General features: G+C 61.3%; 16 protein-coding genes. 7 read left to right on the top strand and 9 right to left on the bottom strand.

The window, feature by feature from the left end; genetic code table 11:
• Positions 1-3: 3 nt before the first annotated feature.
• The 4 genes from AC15MQ_RS19645 to AC15MQ_RS19630 all read left to right on the top strand — a co-directional run bounded on the left by AC15MQ_RS19645 (position 4) and on the right by AC15MQ_RS19630 (position 7,458).
• Positions 4-1,095 (top strand): HlyD family secretion protein, encoded by a 1,092-nt coding sequence (locus tag AC15MQ_RS19645; protein ID WP_483081193.1) that lies wholly within the window; start codon positions 4-6, stop codon positions 1,093-1,095.
• Entirely contained in the window at positions 1,092-3,851 is a 2,760-nt protein-coding gene (gene rbbA / locus AC15MQ_RS19640) for a ribosome-associated ATPase/putative transporter RbbA (RefSeq protein ID WP_483081067.1), read from the top strand. Before AC15MQ_RS19645 ends, rbbA begins: the two co-directional genes overlap by 4 nt.
• A gap of 4 nt (positions 3,852-3,855) precedes the next feature.
• A complete protein-coding gene (locus AC15MQ_RS19635; RefSeq protein ID WP_483081066.1) occupies positions 3,856-4,980 on the top strand; it encodes an ABC transporter permease in 1,125 nt (374 codons plus the stop codon).
• A gap of 663 nt (positions 4,981-5,643) precedes the next feature.
• Entirely contained in the window at positions 5,644-7,458 is a 1,815-nt protein-coding gene (locus AC15MQ_RS19630) for a diguanylate cyclase (protein ID WP_483081065.1), read from the top strand.
• A gap of 137 nt (positions 7,459-7,595) precedes the next feature.
• On the opposite strand, the gene AC15MQ_RS19625 is transcribed toward AC15MQ_RS19630, so the two are convergent.
• The 6 genes from AC15MQ_RS19625 to AC15MQ_RS19600 form a co-directional block, all read right to left on the bottom strand.
• On the bottom strand, positions 7,596-8,573 hold the full coding sequence (locus tag AC15MQ_RS19625) for a hypothetical protein (RefSeq protein WP_483081064.1): 978 nt from the start codon (positions 8,571-8,573) through the stop codon (positions 7,596-7,598).
• Positions 8,574-8,853: 280 nt separating this feature from the next.
• The gene (locus tag AC15MQ_RS19620) at positions 8,854-9,597 is read right to left on the bottom strand and encodes a DUF4399 domain-containing protein (protein WP_483081063.1); all 744 of its coding nucleotides are present in this window, start codon (positions 9,595-9,597) and stop codon (positions 8,854-8,856) included.
• Positions 9,598-10,080: 483 nt separating this feature from the next.
• Positions 10,081-11,910, bottom strand: a complete 1,830-nt coding sequence (glmS, locus tag AC15MQ_RS19615; protein ID WP_483081062.1) for a glutamine--fructose-6-phosphate transaminase (isomerizing) — start codon at positions 11,908-11,910, stop codon at positions 10,081-10,083.
• A gap of 7 nt (positions 11,911-11,917) precedes the next feature.
• Positions 11,918-13,276 (bottom strand): bifunctional UDP-N-acetylglucosamine diphosphorylase/glucosamine-1-phosphate N-acetyltransferase GlmU, encoded by a 1,359-nt coding sequence (gene glmU / locus AC15MQ_RS19610; protein ID WP_287653414.1) that lies wholly within the window; start codon positions 13,274-13,276, stop codon positions 11,918-11,920.
• A gap of 311 nt (positions 13,277-13,587) precedes the next feature.
• Positions 13,588-15,030, bottom strand: a complete 1,443-nt coding sequence (locus tag AC15MQ_RS19605; protein WP_287653412.1) for a glutamate synthase subunit beta — start codon at positions 15,028-15,030, stop codon at positions 13,588-13,590.
• 2 nt (positions 15,031-15,032) lie between these two features.
• A complete protein-coding gene (locus AC15MQ_RS19600; protein WP_483081061.1) occupies positions 15,033-19,709 on the bottom strand; it encodes a glutamate synthase-related protein in 4,677 nt (1,558 codons plus the stop codon).
• A gap of 669 nt (positions 19,710-20,378) precedes the next feature.
• On the opposite strand from AC15MQ_RS19600, the gene AC15MQ_RS19595 reads away from it, so the two are divergent.
• From AC15MQ_RS19595 to AC15MQ_RS19585, 3 genes are all read left to right on the top strand, one after another.
• The gene (locus AC15MQ_RS19595) at positions 20,379-21,968 is read left to right on the top strand and encodes a Re/Si-specific NAD(P)(+) transhydrogenase subunit alpha (protein WP_287668985.1); all 1,590 of its coding nucleotides are present in this window, start codon (positions 20,379-20,381) and stop codon (positions 21,966-21,968) included.
• 27 nt (positions 21,969-21,995) lie between these two features.
• On the top strand, positions 21,996-23,408 hold the full coding sequence (gene pntB, locus AC15MQ_RS19590; RefSeq protein WP_287653442.1) for a Re/Si-specific NAD(P)(+) transhydrogenase subunit beta: 1,413 nt from the start codon (positions 21,996-21,998) through the stop codon (positions 23,406-23,408).
• Positions 23,409-23,654: 246 nt separating this feature from the next.
• Entirely contained in the window at positions 23,655-24,116 is a 462-nt protein-coding gene (locus AC15MQ_RS19585) for a CBS domain-containing protein (protein WP_287653409.1), read from the top strand.
• Between the two features lie 149 nt (positions 24,117-24,265).
• Here the strand turns inward: AC15MQ_RS19585 and AC15MQ_RS19580 are convergent, their stop codons facing one another.
• Genes AC15MQ_RS19580 through AC15MQ_RS19570 form a run of 3 tightly spaced genes read right to left on the bottom strand, consistent with a single transcriptional unit; the run spans position 24,266 to position 26,950 of the window.
• Complete coding sequence (locus AC15MQ_RS19580) at positions 24,266-25,390, bottom strand: deoxyguanosinetriphosphate triphosphohydrolase (RefSeq protein ID WP_483081060.1); 1,125 nt, start codon at positions 25,388-25,390, stop codon at positions 24,266-24,268.
• On the bottom strand, positions 25,383-26,471 hold the full coding sequence (gene aroB / locus AC15MQ_RS19575; RefSeq protein WP_483081059.1) for a 3-dehydroquinate synthase: 1,089 nt from the start codon (positions 26,469-26,471) through the stop codon (positions 25,383-25,385). Before aroB ends, AC15MQ_RS19580 begins: the two co-directional genes overlap by 8 nt.
• The gene (locus AC15MQ_RS19570) at positions 26,459-26,950 is read right to left on the bottom strand and encodes a shikimate kinase (protein ID WP_287653441.1); all 492 of its coding nucleotides are present in this window, start codon (positions 26,948-26,950) and stop codon (positions 26,459-26,461) included. Before AC15MQ_RS19570 ends, aroB begins: the two co-directional genes overlap by 13 nt.
• Positions 26,951-27,000: the final 50 nt, after the last annotated feature.

Here is a 27,000-nt window from a genome sequence, read left to right as displayed (position 1 = left end):
GTCATGGTGGCGGCGGATTCACTATTCAAGAAATGGAAAAAATGGCTGCTTCCAGCACTCATCGTGACCGTCATTGCCGCGCTCGCCCTGCTAGCCTGGCAACTGCTGCGAACCAAGGGGCCTGGCGAAGGGTTCGTGAGCAGCAATGGCCGCATTGAGGCCACTGAAATCGATGTGTCAACCAAGTTCAGCGGACGTGTGCAGGACATTCTGGTCGCCGATGGCGACTTCGTGGCAGCCGGCCAGATCCTGGCACACATGCAGGTGCAGACCCTCGAAGCGCAGCGCGACGAAGCGGCGGCGAAGCAGCAACAACTGATCACTGCGGTTGCCAGCGCGCAGGCGCAGGTCGCGCAGCGCGAAAGCGACCGCCAGGCGGTGCTGGCGCTCGTTTCCCAGCGCGAGAGCGAACTCGACGCGGCGCAGCGGCGCCTGGCGCGTTCGGAAACGCTGACCAGCGAAGGCGCTTCTTCGGCGCAGGAACTTGATGACGACCGCGCGCGGGTGCGCAGCGCGCAGGCCGCCGTCATCGCTGGCCGGGCGCAGGTGCAGGCCGCCGTGGCGGCGATCAGAGCGGCACAGGCGCAGGTCGCTGGCGCGCGCGCGACGGTCGACGCCGGAGGCGCGACGATCGCGCGCATCAAGGTCGACATCGACGACAGCGCGCTCACCGCGCCGCGCGACGGCCGCGTTCAATACCGCGTCGCGCAAGCCGGCGAAGTGCTGGCCGCTGGCGGGAAGGTGCTCAACCTGGTGGATCTGGGCGATGTATTCATGACCTTCTTCGTGCCCGAAACCATTGCCGGCAAGCTGGCGCTGGGCAGCGAAGTCCATATCGTGCTGGACGCCGCGCCGCAGTACGTGATCCCGGCCAAGGTCTCGTTCGTCGCCAGTACCGCGCAGTTCACGCCGAAGACCGTCGAAACGGCGAGCGAACGGCAAAAGTTGATGTTCCGCGTCAAGGCGCAGATCGGCCGCGACCTGCTGCTAAAAAACCTGACGCAGATCAAGACCGGCCTGCCCGGAATCGCCTGGCTCAGGCTCGACGGCCAGGCGCCGTGGCCCGCCGAACTGGCGGTCAGGGTCCCGCAATGAGCGGTCTGGCGGCCAGCGGCCCGGCGCCGGTGGTCCGGCTTGACGGTGTCAGCCTACGCTATGGCAAGACTATCGCGCTCGACGACATCACGCTGGCGATCCCGGCCAGTTGCATGGTCGGACTGATCGGTCCCGACGGAGTCGGCAAGTCGAGCCTGCTGGCGCTGCTTTCCGGCGCGCGCAAGCTGCAGCAGGGTAGCTTGCAGGTGCTGGGCGGCGACCTGGCGAGCAAGCGCCACCGCGACAGCGTTTGCCCGCGCATCGCTTATATGCCGCAGGGTCTGGGACGCAACCTCTACTCGACGCTGTCGGTCGAGGAGAACCTGCAGTTCTTCGGTCGCCTGTTCGGCCACAACGGCGCAGAGCGCCGCGCGCGCATCGATGAGCTCACCGCCAGTACCGGCCTGCGGCCCTTCCTGTCGCGCCCGGCGGGCAAGCTCTCGGGCGGCATGAAGCAGAAACTCGGGCTCTGCAGCGCCTTGATCCACGACCCCGACCTCCTGATCCTCGACGAACCGACGACCGGCGTCGACCCGCTGTCGCGCAAACAATTCTGGGACCTGATCGACCGTATCCGCGGCGAACGCGGCACCATGAGCGTGATCGTCGCCACCGCCTACATGGAGGAGGCCGAACGCTTCAACTGGCTGGTGGCGATGGACGCAGGCCAGGTGCTGGCCACCGGCACCCCGGCCGAACTGCACCGCCGCACCGCCACAGCGTCGCTCGAAGAAGCCTTCATCGCCCTGCTGCCTGCGGATGAGCGGCGCGGACATCAAGCCATTGTCGTGCCGCCGCTGGCGTTCAGCAGCACTGGCGACGAAGAGGACATCGCCATCGAGTCCAGAGGCCTGACCATGCGCTTTGGCGACTTCGTCGCCGTCGACCACGTCGACTTTCGCATCCGGCGCGGCGAAATCTTCGGTTTCCTCGGCTCCAATGGCTGCGGCAAGTCGACGACCATGAAGATGCTGACCGGCCTGCTGCCCGCCAGCGAGGGCAGCGCGCGGCTCTTCGGCCAGCCGGTCAATGCTCAGGACATCAATGCGCGGCGGCGCGTCGGTTACATGTCGCAGGCATTCTCGCTCTACGGCGAACTGACTGTGCGCCAGAACCTGGTGCTGCACGCGCGGCTGTTCACGCTGCCCGAGGCAGGAATCGCCGCGCGCGTCGATGAACTCGTCGAACGCTTTGGCCTGACCAGTGTCATCGACACCCTGCCCGACGACATGCCGCTGGGAATCCGCCAGCGCCTGTCGCTGGCCGTCGCAGTGATCCACAAGCCCGAACTGCTGATCCTCGACGAACCGACCTCGGGAGTCGACCCGATCGCGCGCGACATGTTCTGGCAACTGATGATCGATCTCTCGCGCAACGACCAGGTGACGATCTTCATCTCGACCCACTTCATGAACGAGGCCGCGCGCTGCGACCGCATCTCGCTGATGCATGCCGGCCGCGTGCTGGTCAGCGACAGCCCGGCTGAGCTGGTACGCCAGCGCGGCACGCAAACCCTGGAGCAGGCCTTCATCTCCTATCTCGAGGAGGCCTCGGCAGACAGCGAAAAGCCCGCCGCGCCCGCCGCCGAAGCGCCACCGTCGGCCCGGCCCCGCGCCATCACCCCGCACTGGGGCTTCGACCTGGGCCGCGCCTTGAGCTACACCCTGCGCGAGACGCTCGAACTGCGGCGCGACCCGGTGCGCGCGACGCTCGCGCTGCTCGGCTCGGCGATTCTGATGTTCATCATCGGCTACGGCATCAACCTGGACGTGGAGAACCTCACTTACGCCATGCTCGACCGCGACCAGACCGTGCTCAGCCAGAACTATGCGCTCAACCTTTCGGGGTCGCGTTACTTTATCGAGAAGCCACCGATCAGCGACTACGAGGACCTGGATCGGCGCATGGGCAATGGCGAACTGTCGCTGGCCATCGAGATTCCGTCGGGGTTCGCGCGCGACATCGAACGCGGCACGCAGGTGCAGGTCGGAGCCTGGGTCGACGGCGCCATGCCGACGCGCGCCGAGACCGTTCGCGGCTACGTTCAGGCGATGCACCAGATGTGGCTCGCCGACATGGCGACGCATCGTCTGGGAATCACGCTGACCACGCCCAGCACAATGGAAACCCGCTACCGCTACAACCCGGACGTAAAAAGCCTGCCAGCGATGGTTCCCGCCCAACTCCCGATGCTGCTGATGATGATTCCGGCGATGCTCGCAGCGCTGTCGGTGGTGCGTGAGAAGGAACTGGGATCGATCATCAATCTCTACGTTACCCCGGTGACGCGCAGCGAATTCCTGGTCGGCAAGCAGTTGCCCTATATCGCGCTGGCGATGGTCAACTTCCTGCTCCTGGCGCTGATGGCCGTGACGGTATTCGGGGTACCGATCAAAGGCAGCTTCTTCACTCTGGCGCTGGGGGCGCTGATCTTCGTCGTCTGCTCGACCGGTTTCGGCCTGCTCGTCTCGACCTTCACCCGAAGCCAGATCGCCGCGATGTTCGTGACCATGATCGGCACCATCATCCCCTGCGTGCAGTTCGCCGGGCTCCTCAACCCGGTGTCGTCGCTCGAAGGCATCGCTGCTTTCATCGGCCACATTTACCCGGCGACCCATTTCCTGACCATCAGCCGCGGCGTGTTCAGCAAGGGGCTCGGCCTTTTCAGCCTCGGCCCATCGTTCTGGCCGCTGCTCGCCGCCATCCCGGTAATCCTCGGTGCGGCCATACTGCTGCTCAGGAAACAGGAGGCCTGAGACAATGATCAGCAGCAAGAACGTTTTCCGCCTCGGCGTCAAGGAACTGTGGAGCCTGGTGCGCGACCCGATGCTGCTGGTGCTGATCGCCTGGACCTTTACCGTGGCAATTTATGTCGCCGCCACGGCGATGCCCGACAGCCTGCACAATGCGCCAATCGCGATTGTCGATGAGGACGCGTCGCCGCTCTCGGCACGCATCGTGTCCAGCTTCTATCCACCGCACTTCATGACGCCGGCCATGGTTTCGCTGGCCGAGGTGGATGCCGGCATGGACCGCGGCGACTTCACCTTCGCGCTCGACATTCCGCCGAACTTCCAGAAAGACGTGCTGGCCGGGCGCACCCCGGCAATCCAGCTCAATATCGACGCCACGCGCATGGGCCAGGCCTTCACCGGCAACGCCTACATCCAGCAGATGGTCGCCAGCGAGGTCAATGAATTCATCCAGCGTTATCGCAGTTCGGGAGTACCGCCGGTCGATCTCGCGCTACGCATGCGCTTTAACCCCAATCTCGAACAGGCGTGGTTCGGCTCACTGATGGAGATCATCAACAACGTGACCATGCTGTCGATCATCCTGACGGGTGCGGCGCTGATCCGCGAACGCGAGCATGGCACCATCGAACACTTGTTGGTGATGCCCGTAACGCCGGCAGAAATCATGCTGGCCAAGGTCTGGTCGATGGGACTGGTGGTCCTGCTCGCGGCTCTTGTGGCGCTGGTCTTCGTTGTCCAGGGAGCATTGAAGGTGCCGATCCAGGGCTCGCTGGCCCTCTTCATGCTGGCTGCCGCACTGCACCTGTTCGCCACCACCTCGATGGGCATTTTCCTGGCGACGCTGGCGCGCTCGATGCCGCAATTCGGGATGCTGCTGGTGCTGGTGTTGTTGCCGCTGCAAATGCTTTCGGGGGGCAGCACGCCCTACGAAAGTATGCCGCAACTGGTGCAGGACATCATGCAGGTCGCGCCGACGACGCACTTCGTTTCGGCCGCACAGGCCATTCTCTATCGCGGCGCCGGGATCGACGTGGTATGGCCGCAACTCCTGGCCATTCTGGCGATTGGCAGCCTCCTGTTCATCGCCTCACTGCGCCGTTTTCGCACGACCATTAACCAGATGGGATGAGTGCTTCATTCTAGATTCCTCGGTTAGCCCATTGCGGCAGCTCAATCTTCCCTCTTGGCTGAAAACCCTCATCAGCGCTGAGTTTGCACCAGTTCTTGAGCGGTCAGCTGAGGAAAATAGGTTGAAGGACATCACCTGTCGGGTGGCCATGCTACACATGCAAGCGGAGGGTCTGTTCACTCTGCCGACCGCACGCGGCCGCGCCCCTCGCCATCCCGAGTCTCTCGCCACCGCCGCCATCGATCCTCAACCGCTGCTCGTCCGGCCGGTGCATGAGCTACCGCCGCTCCGCTTGCGCCAGATCATCGGTCCGGCGGACTCCCGCCCGTGGAACGAGTACATCGCCCGTTACCACGATCTCAGCAACACGCCCAGGTCGAGGGTCCAAGACGTTGGCAATCATGCGATTGCCGTAGGTCTGCCTTTGACCTGTCGACAGCATGTCGGAAAACAATTGGGAACTCGACTACACTAGCGACAACTTCAGGGGCATGGCATGGGCTGGTTATCCTCAAGAGCACACCAAGAGTTGATGGCACGTCGATCCCCAGACCTGCAGGAGGCCAGCAAATAGCATGTTCGACGGCCATAGCCGAGCAGGTGTATGCCTTTGGAGACTCGCTGAACTTGTCCATGAACATTGCTGACGCCCGGAGAGCAGCCGTGAGCGGTCTGAGATTCAAGAAGTGGCCGATCATCATGAAGATCATGGCCATCTCGGCAATCAGCATTGCCTTCATCAGTGGCTTGAATCTCTTTTACTTCGTGCCGCTCATCGAAAGCAGGGTGGTGGACGCGCGACAGAATGAAATCCGCAACCTCGTGTCGATGGCTCACGACATTTTCGACGAGTACGAAGCCGACGTCAGAAAAAGCCAGGTCACCCGAGGGGATGCGCAGACGCGCGCCGCGGCGCGCATCAAGCAGCTTCGCTTTGGGGAAAACAACTATTTCTGGATCAACGACAGCAACTACCGGATGGTGATGCATCCCACCAGGCCCGACCTTGACGGGCTCGACCAAAGTGGCTTCAAGGACCCAACGGGCAAGTTCATCTTCAAGGAATTCGTGGATGCCAGCAGGCGGGATGGCAGCGGCTTCATCGAGTACCTGTGGCCCAAGCCTGGAACCACCCTGCCGGTAAAGAAAATCGCCTTCGTGAAGCTGTACGAGCCGTGGGGATGGGTGATCGGCGGCGGGGTATACGTTGACGACATCGAGAAGGATTTGCGGCAACTGCGGATCATCCTGATGACTGGCACGGCGATTTTTGCCGTTGTCACGCTGAGCGTGGCGTGGATCATCGGAATCAATATCACCCGCCCGCTGCACGAAGTCATGCAAGGGCTGGAAGAAGTCGCCGAAGGGCAAACCGGCGTCACACTCGCCAAGCGGATCGAAATCACCGCTACTGACGAAATCGGCTTGCTCACTTCTAAGTTCAACGAACTGATGGAATCCTTGCACCGTTTGTCCGTATTCAAGAAGGTCATCGAGGAGGACGCCTCTCTTGAACAGGTCTATATGCGCCTGCATTGGATATTCACGGAAACCATCGGCATTGCCGACTGCGTGATCTACGAAATATCAGCCAGTGGTGGCGGCATGAGGCAAGCCTACCCGGTCACGATCCATGACGAAGAACTGTTCTGCAACCCGGAAATCCTCAGTGACTGCGAACTGTGCAAGGCCAAGAGGACCGGCCATATCATCGACTCGACGACATTTCCGTCGGTCTGTACCATGTTCCAGAATCCGGATGGCAGCAGAATTCACTACTGCTTCCCGATCATCGTCGGCGGCGGCACCACCGGCGTCATTCTTTTCCGCGCGCCCCGGCCAGCCAGCCTCGAACAGGCCCGGCAGACCCGGGCCAAAATCGGCAAGGCCGAGCATTACATCAACGAGTCGCTGTCCGTCATTGAGACCAAGCGGTTGATGGGCAATCTCCGCGAATCGTCGCTGCGCGATCCCTTGACGGGTCTGCACAACCGACGCTACCTGCAGGAGCACATGGACAATCTCGTCGCCAGCATGACCCGCCGCAAGAAATCGATCGGCGTCATCATGTGCGACATCGACTATTTCAAGCAGGTCAACGACGTTCACGGCCATCATGCTGGAGATCTGGTTCTCAAGGAAACGGCGACCAGGATCGGAAAAAGCATCCGTGAAACGGATGTGGTGATCCGCTTTGGTGGCGAAGAGTTTCTGGTCATCCTGCTGGACATCAACGGTGGGGAAAGCCTGGAAGTTGCCGAAAAGATTCGCCGGAATATCGAAGGCACCCGCTTCAAGGTGTCTGACGGAACGCTGGAAAAGACCATCAGCCTCGGCATCAGTGAATTCCCCGACGACAGCGGCACCCTCTGGGAGTGCATCAAGTTTGCCGACGTGGCCCTGTACAGGGCCAAGGATCAGGGCCGCAACCAGAGTGTCCGTTTCATCCGGGAGATGTGGTCGGAAAGTCCGGTTTAGCAAGACCACCCGCTGGCAGCCCCATTCCGGCGGGGAGAAAGATACCGACGAGCGTGGCGGCAGCCCGCAAGGACCGGTACCGTGGGGGCCTGAAAAATGCTTTCACATCGCAGACGAAACGCTCTGCAAACCGCGTTTCAGGCTGGCAGCGGCGCCGGCGTGACGGGAACCCGACCGGTGGCGAGGTAGGCCGCACAGCGCTCGATGTATTCGCAGGTGCTCTTGGGCATCGGCGTACGGGCCCGGGTGATGTAGAAAACCAGATCGCGGCCATTGCGAAGCAACAGGAGACCATCACAGACTCGGTGAGCAGGCCTGCCGCCTGCTTCTCCGAGCGATCTTGGAATTTGTTTCGGAGTGAAGTTGGCAAGCCGTTCGCCAGCGGTGACCAGTTGCGACCAGACATCGAAGATTCCCGGGTCGGTACGCAAGGTTTCCGTCTTGATTTTCGCGGCGTTGGCAAAATCCCGAACCGAGGCCTCGATGGCGTCAAAAGCGGGAATGCGGCTGAAGTTGGCAATCATGGCATTGGCGATACGGTCGATGTCGCGCATGCTCTGGCCGATCTTGATATAACGATTCTCGTAGAACTCCTCGATCGGCACCGAAAAGGCACGGAAGGGCTCGCCCCAGAGTTCGTCGATGCCTTCCTCGCCACTGCGGTGAAGGACGACATGCCCAAGGTCCATCGCATCGAGCAGGCATTGGCCACATTCGCGCATCAGCGCGTCGTCACCGTGGATCTCGATGCCGTCCGCCTGCAACTCCACCAACCTCCGGAAGATATCGGTGGCGCGATTGAACAGGGCGCCGGCGAGCATCGCGGCCTTGACCCGACGCCGACCCGGGTCGTTCTCCGCCTGATAACTCTGCCGGGCTTCGCCGAGGCGGCATCCCGGAATATTGAGTCCGTGCTCGGTGTGGTTGAACAGACGCCGGGTCAGCGCTTCGATCAACAGCTTCTTGGCCTGCAAGGAATCACCGGGAACCGGATACGTCTTGATCCAGTAGCCATCGTAGAGCACACGCTCCTCATCATTGACGATCCTCCGCGTTCCCTCGGGAGGAGGCGAGTCGTAAGTCGGGGGCCGTTCGAGTCGGTGGACATTGTTCATTGCTGCAATCTGTGCCGGAAAACCTCTTACCGACAGCAAGAATCATGCTCGTCGGTGCCACCCCCGCAAGCCACTGATTTCAGTTGTCTCGGGCTGCTGCGGCGTTCGGATCGGCTGCGTACGCGCGCCGTCCCGGTGCAGGCAAAGGCTTGCGACGCACCGATTCGATGCGCACCCTGCAGGGCGTGGCGATGCTGCGACGGGAGCCATGCCGCCGTCTGATTGACCAAATGCCACGCCTTGACCGTCTGCGTAACCTGTTGCGGTCATGCTCTCCTGGTCAACGGCGTTTCTGGCTCTTCCTGACGACCGCTATCGGCAATTCCTCCTTCAGCAAGCGCCCGCCATCGACGCCGAGGAATTCGACCGCAAGGTCATAATCACCGGAAGCGAGATCAAGAACAGCTTCCGTCTCGCCGTTTTTCAGCGAAACACTGGTCACGGGAATGCCGCTTCTGGACACGTTCAACACAAAGTAACCGGCGTCCTTGACCACACTCCCTGCGGGAGCAACTCCGAAGCCCATCACCCCGAGCTTGACCAGGAACGGGGAACCCAACACCTCGCCATCGCGAATGTTCTTCACATAGACAGCCTTGCCAGATCGTGGCGGAGTGGTCATCTCGTCCTGGTACCAGGCCCTGCAGGTCGCTTCGAACTGAGCGGCGTTGATCTGCGGTGCCGGGGTTGCGTCACGTTTGCCGCCAACGTTTACCTTGATCTCCGGGCTGAATACAAAATAGGGACGATGTGCATAATCGGCAAAGAGCAGGCGTAGCGTATGCTGGCCAGGCGGCAGTTCAAGCACGGTCCCGGTCTGCCCCTTGCCAAAATGGCGGTGCGTCTCCGAAAAAGGAAGCGGATCTGAAACACCCGGCGGCAAGGGGGTATCGATCAGCAAGTGATGGTGACCGGTCTTCTCTTTCTTGTTGCCCGCGGGCATCACGCCCATGCCCTGGATACCGAACTCGACCCAGAACGGACTGCGTACCGCATAGCCGTTCGCCAGGTTTGAAAATGTCACCGGAGTCGGGTCGGGTATCAGGCTAGGGGCAGTTCTTTCGCCAGTGTGCTGCAACCAGCAGCGCCGTTGTAACGGGTCCTCGGGTAGCGGTCTTGCTCCGACACCCGTCGAGATCACCACCAGGCAAATGCTGAAACACCAGGAGATCCCGTCGCCCTGAGAAACTGTCCACCGCCTCATATCGCCCCCTATCGGCATACCAAGGAAAACCGCATGCGGGAAAAACATCAAGGGCTTGAAACATGAGACCTGCCAGCAGGACCGGTTCATGCCCTGTGCTGCAGCGCATCGTGCAGATGGCACCATCACGCCGAAAACGCCTGACAACTTAGCACAAGTCGCAGCCATCTGCAGGGTGAGCTCACATGGGAATCAGACGTTGCAACCGTCTGAGGTCGATGCACGCAAGGGCAAGCGTGGTCAGCAACGCAACGACGCTACCCTTCGTTTCATTCGGCGCCAGGCTGAGGGCAAACGCGCGGCCTACTCGACCGTCACCGATTTGGCGAGATTACGAGGCTTGTCAACGTCGGTGCCACGTACCAGAGCGACATGATAGGCCAGCAGTTGCAGCGGCACGACGTGCAGCAGAGCCGATAGAGCACCGTAGTGCTCAGGCAGATGGAGCACGTGAATACCGTCCGACTCCTGCATCTCGCTATCCGCATCGGCAAAGACGTAGAGTTCGCCCCCGCGGGCGCGCACTTCCTGCAGGTTGGACTTGAGCTTTTCGAGCAGCGCATCGTTGGGAGCGACGGCGATCACCGGCATTTCCCGATCGACCAAAGCCAGAGGACCGTGCTTCAACTCTCCGGCCGGATAGGCCTCGGCATGGATGTAGGAGATTTCCTTGAGCTTGAGCGCGCCCTCCAGCGCAATCGGGTAGTGTCGGCCACGCCCGAGGAAGAGTGCATGCTGCTTCATCGAGAAGCGCTCGGCCCATTCGCGAATCTGCGGCTCCAGTTCGAGGATCTTGGCCACGGCCATCGGCAGATGCCGCACCGCATGCAGTTCAGCGGCCTCGGCCTGTTCGTCAAGGCGTCCGCGAACCTTGGCCAGAACCAGCGTCAGCAGGTACAGCGCGGCGAGTTGCGTGGTAAAGGCCTTGGTCGAGGCAACGCCGATTTCCGGACCCGCACGGGTGATGAAGCGCAGGGCGTTCTCGCGCACCAGAGATGACTCCGGGACGTTGCAGATGCATAGCGTGTGTTGCATTCCCAGGGATTTGGCATGGTGGAGTGCTGCCAGCGTGTCGGCGGTTTCACCCGACTGCGAAATCGTCACCACCAGAGTCTGCGGATCGGGAACCGAATCACGGTAGCGATACTCGCTGGCCACCTCGACCGAGCACGGGATGCCGGCGATGGATTCGAGCCAGTAACGGGCGACCAGACCCGCGTGATAGCTGGTTCCACAGGCAATGATCAGCACCTGTCGGACATCCGCAAGCAGCACTTCGCTTTCGGCACCGAAGACGCCGGGCTGGATGCTGCGGGCCGCACCCAGCATCTCCAGTGTGTTGGCCAGAGCAACCGGCTGCTCGAAGATCTCCTTCTGCATGTAGTGCCGGTACTGACCCAGTTCGATGGCATCGGCTGAAAGTTGTGACTGGGTCTCGGCCCGCTCCACCGGGGTACCGTCGACACGGGTGATGCGATAGCTGTTACGCCTGAGTTCAGCGCAGTCGCCGTTTTCCAGATAGACCATCCGGCGCGTGACCTGCACCAGCGCCGAAGCATCAGAAGCCGCGTAGCATCCGTCATCGCTGAGACCGAGCAGCAGGGGCGCGCCTTCGCGGGCGACGACGAGGCGGCTTGGGTCGGCTTCGCGCAGCACGGCAATGGCGTAAGCGCCCTGCAGTTGAGCAATGGCCTGACGAACGGCAGTCAGGAAGTCTGGAGTGCTCTTCAATTCATGGGCGATCAGATGCGCTACGACCTCGGTGTCTGTATCCGAAGTAAATTCGTAGCCGAGGGCGCGCAGGCGTCCGCGCAGTGACTCGTGGTTTTCGATGATCCCGTTGTGCACCACCGCCAGACCGGCAGAGATATGCGGATGCGCGTTGCGCTCACAGGGCACACCATGCGTCGCCCAGCGAGTATGCGCAATGCCCGTTTTGCCGGCGGCCTGCGATGCGTCAACCTGGGCAGTCAGCTCCGCCACACGACCGACCGAACGCAATCGGTGCAAACCGCTTTCGTCAATCAAGGCAAGCCCGGCCGAATCGTAGCCACGATATTCCAGCTTGCGCAAACCTTCGAGGAGAACGGGAATGATATTGCGGTCGGCGACCGCGGCAACGATGCCACACATGGTCAGGTCATTTCTTCGTTTTTTGTGGCCGTTTCCAGCCGGGAATGGAGACTTGCCGCGCACGCGAGACGGTCAGCATGTCTGGCGGAGCGTCCCTGGTCAGCGTCGTTCCCGCACCAAGCGTAGCCCCACGACCCACCGTGACGGGTGCGACCAGTTGCGTATCGGAGCCGATGAAGGCGTCGTCCTCGATGATGGTCTGGTACTTGTTGGCACCATCGTAGTTGCAGGTAATGGTCCCGGCCCCGATGTTCACCCGGCTGCCGACGATCGCGTCGCCGACATAGGCCAGATGATTGGCCTTCGATTTGGCGGCAAACTTGCTGTTCTTGAGTTCGACAAAGTTGCCCACGTGCACGCCAGCGGCGAGTTCCGTGCCCGGACGCAGGCGCGCGAAGGGGCCGATTACCCCGTCAGGCCCGACGATCGCGTCTTCGATATGGCTAAAGGCGGCGAGACGCGAACCGGCACCGATGCAGGCGTTTTTCAACACGCAGGCAGGCCCGATTTCGACGGCCTCTTCGAGAACAACCCTGCCCTCGAAAACGCAGTTCACGTCGATAAACACATCGCGGCCACAAACCAGTTCACCCCGCACGTCGATCCTCGCCGGATCGGCCAGGCGGACGCCCTGCTCCATCAGGCGCTCCGCCGTCCGGCGCTGCTGGATACGCTCGAGTTCAGCAAGTTGCACCTTGCTATTGACCCCCAGCATTTCCCACGCACCCTGCGGCTGTGCCGTGCGAATCGGTACCCCGTCGGCCACCGCCATGGCAACGATGTCGGTCAGGTAGTACTCCTGCTGCGCGTTGTCGTTTGACAAGCGACCCAGCCATTCGGCCAGGCGCGCCGTCGGCAGCGCCACGATACCGGTATTCACTTCCCTGATGGCTCGCTCCTCGGCCGAGGCATCCTTCTGCTCGACAATGCGTAGCACATCACCTCCGGCGTTACGCACGATCCGACCGTAACCGCTTGGGTCGGCAAGTTCGACAGTCAGAATGGCGAGTGCGTCCCGCGCTGCGTGTACCAGCCGCTGCAACGTCTCAGCCTGGATCAGTGGCACGTCTCCATAAAGCACCAGAGTGATGGCGGCATCCTTCAGATGCGGCAGGGCCTGCATGACCGCGTGTCCAGTCCCGAGTTGCGGATCCTGCAGCACCCAGATCAGATCCGGTGCATCGATGCGCGTATGCACCGCCTCACCGCCGTGGCCATAAACCAGACAGAGGGTTTGTGGATCGAGACTGCGCGCGGTATCGATCACATGCTGGACCAGCGCCTTGCCGGCCAGCGGGTGCAGCACTTTCGGCAAGTTCGAATGCATGCGCTTGCCTTGTCCGGCAGCGAGAATGACGATGTTCATCAGCTAGACTCAGGGACGGTAAGGTTGGTTTCTCTTCTGCTTCCGCCAAAGCCGTCGCTCGGCAAGCAGATGGATGACGAAGGGTCCGGCTAGAGAGATCAGCATTGCGGTGCTGCCGCTCTCCCTTCGTTCAGACGTATCATTTCAGATCTGGCAGCCGACAACGCACAAGTATGTCACAGACTGCCTTCGGTTCAGTGAACCGAGTGTCGATACGACCACTGCCAGCGGAGCCTTCTTGAGCCGGGCGTACAAGCCGAGCGGCGAGTGACGCGGAAACCGAATGGTGCCGGTGCCCGCGCATCGAAAACTCAGCGCGGAAGATCTGAATGGCCCATCAGGAAAGCGTCAACTTCACGCGCACATTGCCGTCCTTCTCGAATTGCCCAGACGACGAGCGACTGCCCTCGCCGCATGTCACCCGCCGCAAAGACCTTGGGCACGCTGGTGGCGTAGCAACCCGCACCATCGGTGGTCGCCTTGACGTTACCGCGGGCGTCGAGATCGACTGCCAGTTCCTGCAGCAGGCCTTGCCTGACCGGCGCAACAAAACCCATGGCCAACAGCACGAGATCGGCCGGAATGTCCACTTCACTGCCCGGAACTTCCTGCATGCGGCCTTCGCTCCAGTTTACGCGGACCACCTTGAGGGCTGTCAGTTTACCGTTTTCGCCGACGAATTCCTTGGTGGAAACCGCAAAGTCGCGCGTGCAACCCTCTTCGTGCGACGACGAGGTGCGCAACTTCAGTGGCCAATACGGCCAGGTCAGACTCTTGTTCTCTTGCTCGGGTGGTTGCGGCATCACCTCGAACTGGGTAACCGACCGTGCACCATGACGATTGCTGGTACCGACACAGTCGGAGCCTGTATCGCCGCCACCGATGACCACCACGCGTTTGCCTGTGGCCAGAATCTGCGCAGGCACCGCATCGCCGGCGTTGACCTTGTTCTGTTGCGGCAGGAACTCCATGGCAAAGTGCACGCCATCGAGATCCCTGCCCGGTACCGTCAAGTCGCGCGGCGATTCGGCACCACCGGCAACGATCAGCGCATCAAATTCGGCCAACAGAGTGCCGACCGGGACAGCGTTCGCACCGCTACCGCCAATCTCCTGATTGACTCGGAACTCGACTCCCTCGGCCTGCATCTGCTCGACGCGGCGGTCGATGTGCGACTTCTCGAATTTGAAATCCGGAATACCGTAGCGCAACAGGCCACCGACGCGATCGTTCTTTTCAAAGACGACCACCGCATGCCCAACGCGCGCCAGTTGCTGTGCTGCCGCCAAACCGGCAGGACCGGAGCCGACGACGGCGACTTTCCGGCCGGTCTTCACCTTCGGTGGCTGCGGAACGATCCAGCCTTTTTCCCAACCTTTATCGACGATCGCATGCTCGATCGACTTGATGCCTACAGGATCGGTATTGATATTGAGCGTACACGCTGCTTCGCACGGTGCCGGACAAATGCGCCCGGTAAAATCGGGAAAGTTGTTGGTCGAATGCAGTACGACCAGCGCCTGCTCCCAGTTACCGCGATAAACGAGGTCGTTCCAGTCGGGAATGATGTTGTTTACCGGGCACCCGGTATTGCAAAACGGGATCCCGCAATCCATGCAGCGTGCGCCCTGGACACTGGCCTGTTCGTCGGTCAGGACGCGGACAAACTCGCGGTAATGTTTGAGGCGTGATGCAGCAGGCTCGCTAGCCTCTGCCAGACGCTGGTACTCGATGAATCCAGTCGGCTTACCCATTCCTATGCGGCCTCCAATTGCTTTTGCACGGCCAGTTCGTTGAGGGCGCGCCGGTACTCATGCGGCATCACCTTCACGAAGCGTCTGCGACAGCGCTCCCAGTCATTGAGCAATCGCAGCGCCTGGCGGCTTCCGGTAAAACGATAGTGTTTGTCCACCAACCCCTTGAGCAGCACTTCGTCGATCACGCCAAGATGGCGAACATCCACCTTGCCGTGGCCTTCGAGGTCGTCACCGGCATCGCTGCCCTGGCGGGCGACCAGTTCCTCCTCGACAGGCTCCAGCGATACCTGCGCCATATTGCAGCGCGACTCGAAGCTGCCTTCCTCGTCGAGCACGTAGGCAACGCCGCCGGACATGCCCGCCGCGAAGTTACGACCGGTCATCCCGAGCACGACCACCGTCCCGCCGGTCATGTACTCGCAACCATGATCACCGACACCCTCGACGACGGCGGTAGCGCCCGAGTTGCGGACGGCAAAGCGCTCGCCGGCGACACCAGCGAAAAAGGCTTCGCCTTCGATTGCACCGTAGAGAACGGTATTGCCGATGATGATGTTGTTCGTGGTTTCGCCCCGGAAGCCGGCACTCGGACGGACGATGATCCGCCCACCCGACAAGCCCTTGCCGACATAGTCGTTGGCTTCGCCAACCAGGTCCAGGGTCACGCCGCGCGCCAGAAACGCGCCGAAGGCCTGGCCGGCGGTGCCCGCGAGATGGATGTTGATGGTTCCCTCCGGCAGGCCGGCGTGCCCGTAGCGCCCGGCTACCCGGCCAGAGAGCATGGCCCCGACTGTCCGATTGATATTGCGGACCGGCAGGTCGATGTTCACCTTCTCACCTCGTTCGAGCGCCGGTTCGGCAAGCTCGATGAGTTGATTGTCCAACGCCCTGACTAAGCCGTGATCCTGAAATTCGCACTGGAACACCGGCGCGCCAACCTTGTTTTCCGGGCGGTGGAAGATGCGACTGTAGTCGAGCCCCCTGGCTTTCCAGTGATTGATCCCCTTTTGCATGTCGAGAAGATCACAGCGGCCGATCAACTCGTTGACGCTGCGAACGCCGATCCGCGCCATCAGCTCGCGCAGTTCCTCGGCGACAAAGAAGAAATAGTTGACGACGTGCTCGGGCTGACCTGAAAACCGGCGTCGCAGCACTGGATCCTGTGTGGCAACACCCACCGGACAGGTATTGAGATGGCACTTGCGCATCATGATGCAGCCTTCGACAACCAGCGGTGCGGTGGCAAAACCAAACTCGTCGGCACCCAGCAGCGCACCGATCAGCACGTCGCGCCCGGTTTTCATCTGGCCATCGACCTGCACCCGTACGCGACCACGCAGGCGATTGAGCACCAGCGTCTGTTGCGTTTCGGCCAGACCCAGTTCCCAGGGCGAGCCAGCGTGCTTGATCGACGATTGCGGGCTGGCTCCTGTTCCTCCGTCGTGACCAGCAATCACCAGATGATCCGCCTTGGCCTTGGTGACTCCGGCAGCGACCGTGCCGACACCGATCTCGGATACCAGCTTGACACTGATCGACGCCTTGGGATTGGTGTTCTTGAGGTCGTGGATGAGTTGCGCCAGGTCTTCGATCGAGTAGATGTCGTGGTGCGGCGGCGGCGAAATGAGCCCGACACCAGGCACCGAGTGGCGCAGAAAACCGATGTATTCGGAAACCTTGTGGCCTGGAAGCTGACCCCCTTCGCCAGGTTTGGCGCCTTGCGCCATCTTGATCTGGAGTTGGTCGGCATTGACCAGATACTCGGCGGTGACCCCGAAACGTCCGGAGGCGACCTGCTTGATCGCCGAGCGCAGGCTGTCGCCGGGCTGTAGCTGATAATCGCGCTCCACCCGCGACCGACCGATGACATCCGAAACCTTCTCGCCGCCTTTCAGCGTCTTGAAACGTGCCGGGTCTTCGCCGCCCTCGCCGGTATTCGACTTGCCGCCGAGGCGGTTCATGGCGATCGCCAGTGTGCTGTGCGCCTCGGTGGAGATCGACCCGAGCGACATCGCGCCGGTGGTGAAGCGTTTGACGATTTCCTTGGCCGGCTCGACTTCGTCAAGCGACAGCGCCGGCCCGGCAGCCTTGAAATCGAACAACCCGCGCAGCGTCATGTGCCGCCGCGTCTGATCGTTGATCAGCGCGGCATATTCCTTGTAGGTCTCGTACTTTCCTGTGCGTGTCGCGTTCTGCAGTTTGGCGATCGCATCGGGCGTCCACATGTGCTCTTCGCCACGCACGCGGTAAGCGTACTCGCCGCCGGCGTCGAGCATGGTGGCCAACACGGGGTCGTCGCCGAAAGCCTTCTTGTGCAGGCGAATCGCTTCTTCCATCACCTCGAAGACACCGATGCCTTCCACCTGCGTCGAAGTTCCGCTGAAGTACTTGTCGACCATCTTCTTCTGAAGACCGATCGCCTCGAAGATCTGTGCTCCGGTGTACGACATGTAAGTCGAAATGCCCATCTTCGACATCACCTTGAGCAGGCCTTTGCCGACACCCTTGATGAAGTGCTTGATCGCCTTCTCGCCCTTTTCGGCGTCCCCGCCAGCCAACTGCCGGAGTGTTTCGAACGCCAGGTACGGGTGCACGGCTTCGGCGCCGTAACCGGCAAGCAAGGCGAAATGATGCGTTTCACGCGCGGCACCGGTTTCGACAACCAGCCCGACACGCGTGCGCAAACCCTTGGTAACCAGATGGTGATGCACGGCGGAGGTGGCCAGCAAGGCCGGAATCGCGACATGCTCGGCATCGATCCGCCGATCCGAGACGATCAGGATGCTCGACCCCTTGTGGACGTGGTCCTCGGCTTCCGCGCACAGCGAAGCCAGACGGGCTTCAACGCCTTCATTACCCCACGCCAGCGGGTAACAGATGTCGAGTTCGGCGGAGTGGAACTTGTTGCCGGTGTAGGTCGCAATACGCCGCAACTTCGCCATGTTATCGAAATCGAGTACCGGCTGGGCGACTTCGAGACGATAGGGCGGATTGATTTCGTTGATCCCGAGCAGATTGGGTTTGGGACCGATGAATGAAACCAATGACATCACCAGTTGCTCGCGGATCGGGTCGATCGGTGGATTGGTCACCTGCGCAAAGAGCTGGCGAAAATAATTGAACAACGGCTTGCTTCGGTCCGACAAGACTGCCAGTGGCGAATCGTTGCCCATTGAACCGGTCGCCTCCTCGCCCGAGGCGGCCATCGGCTCCAGTATGAACTTGAGATCCTCCTGACTGTAGCCGAACGCCTGCTGACGGTCGAGCAGCGACGCGGAACAGTCTGTCTCCGGCAGGTTTTTCGGGACCTCCAGTTCATCGAGCCGGATATTAATGCGGCTCAGCCAGTCCTGGTAAGGCTTGGTCCTGGCCAGCGTGTCCTTGAGTTCCAGATCGTCGATGATCCGCCCCTGGTCGAGGTCGATCAGAAACATCTTGCCCGGTTGCAGCCGCCACTTCTTGACGATCCGCTCCTCGGGAATCGGCAACACCCCGGCTTCCGAGGCCATCACCACCAGATCGTCGTCAGTGACCAGATAGCGCGCCGGTCGCAAGCCGTTGCGGTCGAGCGTCGCGCCAATCTGGCGCCCGTCGGTAAACGCCACTGCCGCCGGACCATCCCAGGGTTCGATCATCGCCGCATGGTACTTGTAGAAAGCGCCGCGCTTCTCGTCCATCAAGGTATGCGACTCCCAGGCTTCCGGGATCAGCATCATCATTGCGTGCGCAAGTGAATACCCGCCCATCACCAGCAGTTCAAGCGCGTTGTCGAAGGAAGCGGAATCGGATTGACCCGGGTAGATCAGTGGCCACAGTTTTTCAAGATCGGCGCCGAGAAGCGGTGACGAGGTGCCCTTCTCGCGCGCCCGCATCCAGTTGTAGTTGCCGCGCAGGGTGTTGATTTCACCATTGTGGGCGATCATGCGGAACGGGTGCGCCAGTTGCCAGGTCGGGAAGGTATTGGTCGAAAAACGCTGGTGCACCAGGGCCATCGCCGAGATGCAACGCGGATCCTTGAGGTCGGTGTAGTACTCACCGACCTGATTGGCGAGCAGCAACCCTTTGTAGACGATCGTCCGTGCCGACATCGACGGTTGGTAAAACTCCTTGCTGTGCTTCAGTCCAAGCGCCTGCACGGCGTTGGCTGCGCTGCGACGGATCACGTAGAGCTTGCGCTCGAGAGCGTCGGTCACCATGATGTCCGGACCACGACCGATGAAGATCTGGCGGATGACCGGCTCCCTGGTACGCACGGTGGGAGACATCGGCAAGGCGTGGTCGATCGGCACATCGCGCCAACCCAGAACAACCTGATGCTCGGAGCGCACGGCGCGTTCGATTTCTTCCTGACAGGCAAGGCGAGAAGCCGACTCCTTCGGCAGGAAGACCATTCCAACGCCATAGTCCCCGGGTTGCGGCAATTGCACCCCCTGCTTGGCCATCTCCTCACGAAGGTAGGCATCCGGAATCTGAATCAGGATCCCGGCCCCGTCGCCCATCAGCGGGTCAGCACCAACCGCCCCGCGGTGATCGAGATTCTTCAGGATCAACAGGCCCTGCTCGATGATCGAGTGACTCTTCTTGCCCCGGATGTGCGCTACAAAACCGACGCCACAGGCGTCGTGCTCGTTGGCCGGGTCGTAAAGCCCCTGCCTTTCAGGTATGGCCGAATTCATCACGCTCGAATCCTCACAAAACAAAAAACGGTACCCCGGCAATCTGTAGGGCGCAAAACCGCCACAAAACCGGCGCAAACCGACCACCGACCCACCCACGGGGACTGGCGACTATACCCTGAATACTCCTGCCATTCAAGATGTTGCGCCGCACCAAGGAAGTGCGCGCAGTTGACGCTTTGGCACCGCAATGAAGCAGTGGCGGCCATTTCTCTGTGCCAGCACAGCCTCAACGAGGCTTTTTGCACCATATGCAATTAATATGCCTGCCCCGCTACAACCGACTATTCGAAAGCTTGACTGAGCGCACCGGCCTGTTTGGGAACGGAACAGTGAAACAGCAGTTCGGCGACAGGGATAGCGGTGACCCTTATTCTCGGCGCACGCGGAGCCGTCTACTCCGCCGCCCGCAAGGGGGAGCTGCCGTGTAATCGCCATGGTAAATTCCGCTTTACGCTTGTGGTAAGCTGTTGGAAACGTCTTTCGGAGACTGTTGGGTACCGGCTTGGCCATAACCAGGAGCCGGTTCTCCCCATGCCGACCGGAGAAAAGCGGGCGTCTCGGCCGCATGGTAGTCCGCCGAGAAGGTGTCATTTGGGGGCAGGTTCCGCGCCTTGCGGGCCGGTTTTTTTGAACGCAGGCATAACGAAACGAGTGATGGAGGACAGAATGCCGCTAACAATCGGAGTTCCAAAGGAGATTGCTGCTGGGGAAAAGCGGGTTGCGACCGTACCCGAGGTCGTCGAAAAACTGATCAAGCTGGGTTTCGCGGTGGCCGTCGAAGCCGGCGCCGGAGATGCGGCGAATTGCAGCGACGAGACCTACCGTACAGCGGGCGCCAGGATCATCGACACCGCCGCCCGGTTGTGGGCGGAATCCGATATCGTTTTCAAGGTAGGCGTGCCGACGACGGAGGAAGTTGGCCTCCTGCGCGATGGCGGCACCCTGATCGGCTTCATCTGGCCGTCGCAAAACCCGGAATTGATGAAGCAACTCGCCGCAAAACGCGCGACCGTGCTGGCCATCGACTCGCTGCCACGGACGCTCTCCCGCGCCCAGAAGATGGACGCGTTGACCTCCCAGGCCGGTGTCGCCGGCTACCGCGCCGTCATCGAGGCCGCCAACGCCTTCGGCCGCTTCTTCAACGGCCAGATCACGGCCGCAGGCAAGGTTCCGCCGGCCAAAGTCTTCATCGCCGGTGCCGGTGTCGCCGGCCTGGCGGCTATCGGCACGGCTGCCGGCCTGGGCGCCCTCGTGCGCGCCAACGACACCCGTGCCGAAGTGGCCGATCAGGTCGTGTCCCTGGGCGGTGAATTCGTCAAGGTCGATTACGAGGAAGAGGGTTCCGGCGGCGGCGGTTACGCCAAGGTGATGAGCGAGGGCTTTCAACAGGCTCAGCGCGAGATGTACGCCAAGCAGGCCCGGGAGGTGGATATCATCATCACCACCGCTCTGATCCCCGGCAAGCCCGCACCCCGTCTGATCACCGCCGAGATGGTGAAGAGCATGAAGCCGGGCAGCGTCATCGTCGACATGGCGGCCGAGAGGGGCGGCAACTGCGAGTTGACCGAGCCCGGCCAGGTAGTTGTCAGACACGGCGTGACCATCGTCGGCTACACCGACCTCGCCTCGCGCCTGGCCAAGCAGTCATCGACGCTGTACTCCACCAACCTCTTTCGCCTCACCGAGGAGTTGTGCAAGACCAAGGACGGCAACATCGACGTCAACATGGACGACGAAGCCATCCGCGGCCTGACGGTAATCAAGAACGGCGAAATCACCTGGCCACCGCCGGCTCCGAAACCGTCTGCGACCCCGCCGGCAGCTGCGAAGCCGGCGGCGGTGCCTGCCGCAAAGAAGGGCCATGGTCACGGTGGCGGTGGCGAACCGATGCCGGCACAGAAACTGGCGATCATGTTTGGCGTTGCCGCAGCGCTGTTCTGGTTCGTCGGCGCGCACGCGCCGGGAGCCTTCCTCGCCCACTTCACGGTCTTCGTGCTGGCCTGTTTCGTCGGCTACATGGTGGTCTGGAACGTCACGCCCGCTTTGCATACGCCGCTGATGAGCGTCACCAACGCCATCAGCAGCATCATCGCCATCGGTGCCCTGGTCCAGATTGCGCCACCCCTGGCTGGAGGAGCGCCGCCACCCAATGAGTGGATACGCTGGCTGGCGGTGGGCGGCATCGTACTTACCGCAGTCAATATGTTCGGCGGCTTTGCCGTGACCCAGCGCATGCTGGCCATGTTCCGCAAGTAACCCGGGAGACACGAGATGTCCGCAGTTTTGACACCTGAGCTGGCCACCGTCTCCTACATTGGAGCAACCATTCTCTTCATCCTCAGCCTCGGCGGCCTATCCAATCCGGAAACCTCCCGCCGCGGCAACCTCTACGGCATGATCGGCATGACTATTGCCGTACTGGCAACGGTCTTCGGGCCGCGCGTCAGCTTTGCCGGCATTCCCTGGATCATCGGCGCCATGGTTGCCGGTGGTGCCATCGGCCTCTACGCTGCACGCACCGTGCAAATGACGCAGATGCCGGAACTGGTCGCGCTGATGCACAGTCTGGTCGGCCTCGCAGCGGCGCTGGTAGGCTTCGCCAGCTACATCGACACTTCAATCGAATTGACCGGTGCTGAAAAGAGCATCCACGAGATGGAGATCTATATCGGCATCCTGATCGGTGCGGTGACATTCTCGGGGTCACTGATCGCCTTCGGCAAGCTCAACGGCAAGATCGGCGGTTCACCGCTGCTGTTGCCGGCACGCCACTGGCTCAATCTCCTCGGTTTGCTGGTCGTGATCTGGTTCGGTCGCGAGTTCCTCAACGCGCACTCGATCAGCGACGGCATGACACCGCTGGTCGTGATGACGGTGATCGCGCTCCTGTTTGGCATCCACATGGTGATGGCCATCGGGGGAGCCGACATGCCGGTGGTGGTTTCGATGCTCAACAGCTATTCCGGCTGGGCGGCGGCAGCCACCGGTTTCATGCTGTCCAACGACCTGCTGATCGTTGTCGGCGCGCTGGTCGGTTCATCCGGAGCGATTCTGTCCTACATCATGTGTCGGGCGATGAACCGCAACTTCATCAGCGTGATTGCCGGTGGCTTCGGTACCGGCGGCGGTACCCCGGCAGCCAAGGGTGATGCCGCGCAGCCGGCCGGTGAAGTGGTGCCCATCAGCAGTGTCGAAACCGCCGAACTGCTCCGCGAGGCGAAGAGTGTGATCATTGTTCCCGGCTATGGCATGGCAGTGGCGCAGGCCCAGCACACGGTGTACGAGATCACCAAATACCTGCGCGAGAAGGGCGTCAACATCCGCTTCGGCATCCACCCCGTGGCTGGGCGCATGCCCGGCCATATGAATGTGCTGCTGGCGGAAGCCAAGGTACCTTACGACATCGTGATGGAGATGGATGAGCTCAACGACGACTTTCCGCAGACCGACGTGGCGATGGTGATCGGCGCCAACGACATCGTCAATCCAGGGGCGCAGGACGACCCCAGCAGTCCCATCGCCGGTATGCCGGTACTGGAAGTCTGGAAGGCAAAGACCTCCATCGTCATGAAGCGGAGCATGGCCTCCGGTTATGCTGGAGTCGATAACCCGCTCTTTTACAAGGAAAACAACCGCATGCTCTTCGGCGACGCGAAGAAGATGCTTGATGAGGTCCTGTCGGCGCTGAAGGCCTGAAACCGAGGCGTCCTTCGGCCGCAACGTCCGCAAACGCGGGCGTTGCGCTGTTGGGATTGATCGCGCATTGCTGCCAAGGCGGCCTGTCAACGCGGTCCACTGAAACCAGCAGGGGAAACCGGGACGAGTCAACCAGGGATCAAAAGATGATGTCACCCGCTTTTCGGATGTTGATGGACATCTGGTAGAATCACTCCGACAAACAACTGGGCGCATCAGCTAGCTACCCTATTTCCAGGAGGTGACATGGAGGTCAAAGAAGTACTACAGGTCAAGGATTCCAGGCTTTTCGGCGTGCATCCCGAAACACCGCTCTCGGAAGCCGTGATCATGATGTCCGAGAACGACATCGGCTCGGTGATTGTCACCGAAGGGGGCAAGCTGGCCGGGATGCTGACCTTCCGTGAGGTGCTTGCCATCCTCGCGAAGCGTCAGACCGAGCGTCGGGTCGGTCCGACGCCGCCGATCGCCGAGATCCTGGTGCTCGAAGCCATGGACCGCAACCCACCGACGGCAGACCCCGACATGGATGTCGACGAACTGCGGCGGATGATGGTCGACTCGCACACGCGTTACGTACCAGTGATGGAAGGTGAGACCATCGTGGGTATCGTTTCCTTTCACGATGTGGCCAAGGCCGTACTCGAAGAGCGCAACCTCGAGAACAAGCTGCTCAAGGCCTACATCAAGGACTGGCCGGCACCATAGACGTCGCAGCGGCCGCTTGCCGGCCGCCAGGCAATCTCACCAACAGGACATCATGCCGGCATCCAGTCGGCTTTTGTTCGTTCTGATGCTGGCGAGTGGCCACCTTGGGCCACCAAAGCACTCGCGACTCAGTGACGAAAGAAAGCGCTTCAGCTTTCACCAATCGCAAACAGTCGTCGATGCTCCTTGATGGCGTAACGATCGGTCATCCCGGCAATATAATCGGCAACCCGACGCGCCTGCTCCCTTGACCCGGGCTCCTGGTACTGGGGAGGCAGCAGACGCGGGTTGCTGGTAAACGCCGCAAACAAGTCGCAGATGATGTGCCGCGCCTTGTTGGCCATCCGCAGGACCTGAAAGTGCTGGTAGAGGTGGCTTCGCAAGAAGCGCTTCATCAGTCGCTGTGCATTGCCCATATCGTCGGAAAACACCACCAGCGCAGCACCCCGCAGCCGGACCTCGGCAAGGTCCGCAGGCCGCCCACAGGAAATGTTGGCGGCGGTCGTTTCTACCAGGTCGCATACCAGCGCATTGATCATGCGCCGGATGGTTTCGTGGATCAGCCGGCGCCCACCAATACCCGGATAAAGTCTTCGGACATCGGCCGCATGCCGCGCAAAGAGGCTGACATCTTCCAATTGCTCCAGTGTAATCAACCCGGCACGCAATCCATCGTCCACGTCGTGATTGTTGTAAGCGATTTCGTCGGCCAGATTGCAGATCTGCGCTTCCATCGAGGGCTGCGTGCGACTGATGAAACGTTCGCCCAATTCTCCCAACCGGCGAGCGTTTTCCAAGGAACAATGCTTGATAATGCCCTCGCGTGTCTCGAAACACAGGTTGAGTCCGTCGAAGGCCGCGTAACGCTCCTCAAGCAGGTCCACCGTGCGCAGACTCTGCAGATTGTGCTCGAACCCGCCATGGTCATGCATGCAATCGTTGAGCGCCTCCTGTCCGGCATGACCAAAAGGGGTGTGTCCCAGGTCGTGCGCAAGCGAGATCGCTTCAACCAGATCCTCGTTGAGTTGCAGGGCACGCGCTATCCCGCGTGCAATCTGCGCGACCTCGAGGCTATGTGTCAACCGCGTACGGAACAGGTCGCCCTCATGATTGACGAAGACCTGGGTCTTGTATTCAAGGCGCCGGAACGCGGTTGAGTGCACAATTCGGTCCCTGTCGCGCTGGAATTCCCCGCGATGCGAGGGCTCTGAGTCGGGGTGCTGGCGACCGCGGGAATTGGCCTGGCAAACGGCGTAGGGTGCCAGCTCAGACATGCGCGGAGCGTGCAGCAATGGCTGTGAGGATTTCGATTTGTGGGGCCGCGTCACTGACCACCGCCTGACCGATCTGTCTCAGCAGGACCAGTCGGATCTTGCCGTCCTGCACTTTCTTGTCGTTCTGCATCAGGTCCAGGTAGCGTTCGCCAGCCAAAGCCGGCCCATACACCGGCAAGCCGGCACGTTGAAAAATCCGCTCCACTCGACCGACGTCATGCGGAGCGATCCAGCCCAGTTGTGACGACAATTCTGACGCCATCAATGTGCCTGCCGCGACCGCTTCGCCATGCAGCCACCGACCATACCCGACGCCGGTTTCAATGGCATGACCAAAGGTATGGCCAAGATTCAACAAGGCCCGCTCGCCAGTCTCCCGCTCATCCGCGACGACGACCTCGGCCTTGTTCCGGCAGGAACGGCAAATGGCCTCACCAAGTGCCACCGCCTCCCGCTCCAGCAGACGATCGAGACTCGCCTCCAGCCACTCAAGAAAGGGCAGATCCCGAATGAGACCATATTTGATGACTTCCGCCAGACCGGCCCGCAGTTGGCGGTCAGGCAGCGTGTTCAAGGTGTCCGTATCGGCCAGGACCAGTTGCGGTTGATGGAAGGCGCCGATCATGTTCTTGCCCAACGGGTGGTTGATGGCCGTTTTGCCCCCCACTGACGAATCGACCTGCGCGAGAACGGTCGTCGGAACCTGTATGAACGGCACACCACGCTGAAAACACGCGGCGGCGAAGCCGGTGATGTCGCCGACGACGCCGCCGCCCAGAGCGATCAACGTGGTCGAACGATCGCAGCGTCGCTGCAACAGGACATCGAAGATCGAGTTGAGCGTTTGCCAGTCCTTGAATTGCTCGCCATCGGGCAAAATGATCTCGGCGACATCAACCCCTGCCCGGCGCAAAGGGTCTGCCAGGCGCTGCAGGTAAAGCGGTGCAACGGTTGTGTTGGTGACGATCGCCGCCTTCGGCCGCCGCAGGAATGGCAACAACAGGTCGGCACGTTCAAGCAGGGCCGGCCCTACGTAAATCGGATAGGATCGATCCCCGAGTGCGACGTTCAGCGTTTCCATGGCTCTCCCAGTTCCTTGATCAGCAGATGTACGACCGACTGGACAGTGATTCGACTGCCACTGACGATCAGGTCGGCGATGCTGCGGTAAAGCGGGTCGCGCTGCGCGTGCAGTTCCCTGAGCTTCTGCAGCGGATCGCTGACCTGTAACAATGGCCGGTTCTTGTCGTGCCGCGTACGCTCCCAAAGCGTGGGCAGCGGCACATTGAGGTAGATCACAAACCCTCCGGCCCGCAGGTTTTCCCGATTCTCCTGCCGCAGGACCGCGCCACCCCCGGTCGCCACCACATGGGAGTTCAGGTTGGCAAGGTCCGCAATGACCTGAGCCTCACGTTTGCGAAACCCCTCTTCGCCTTCGATTTCGAAGATCGTCGGCAGGCTGACGCCGGTACGCGCCTCGATCTCGTGGTCAGAATCGATGAAACGGTAAGCCAGACGCCTCGCCAGTGCCCTGCCGATCGTCGTCTTTCCGGCCCCCATCAGGCCGACCAGGTAGACGTTGCATTTGTCGTGTTCGCTGTTCACGACCG

It is taken from the genome of Candidatus Accumulibacter propinquus, from assembly GCF_056856495.1.
Note: the sequence above shows the minus strand (reverse complement) of the source record. Positions and strands in the feature narration are given on the sequence as shown.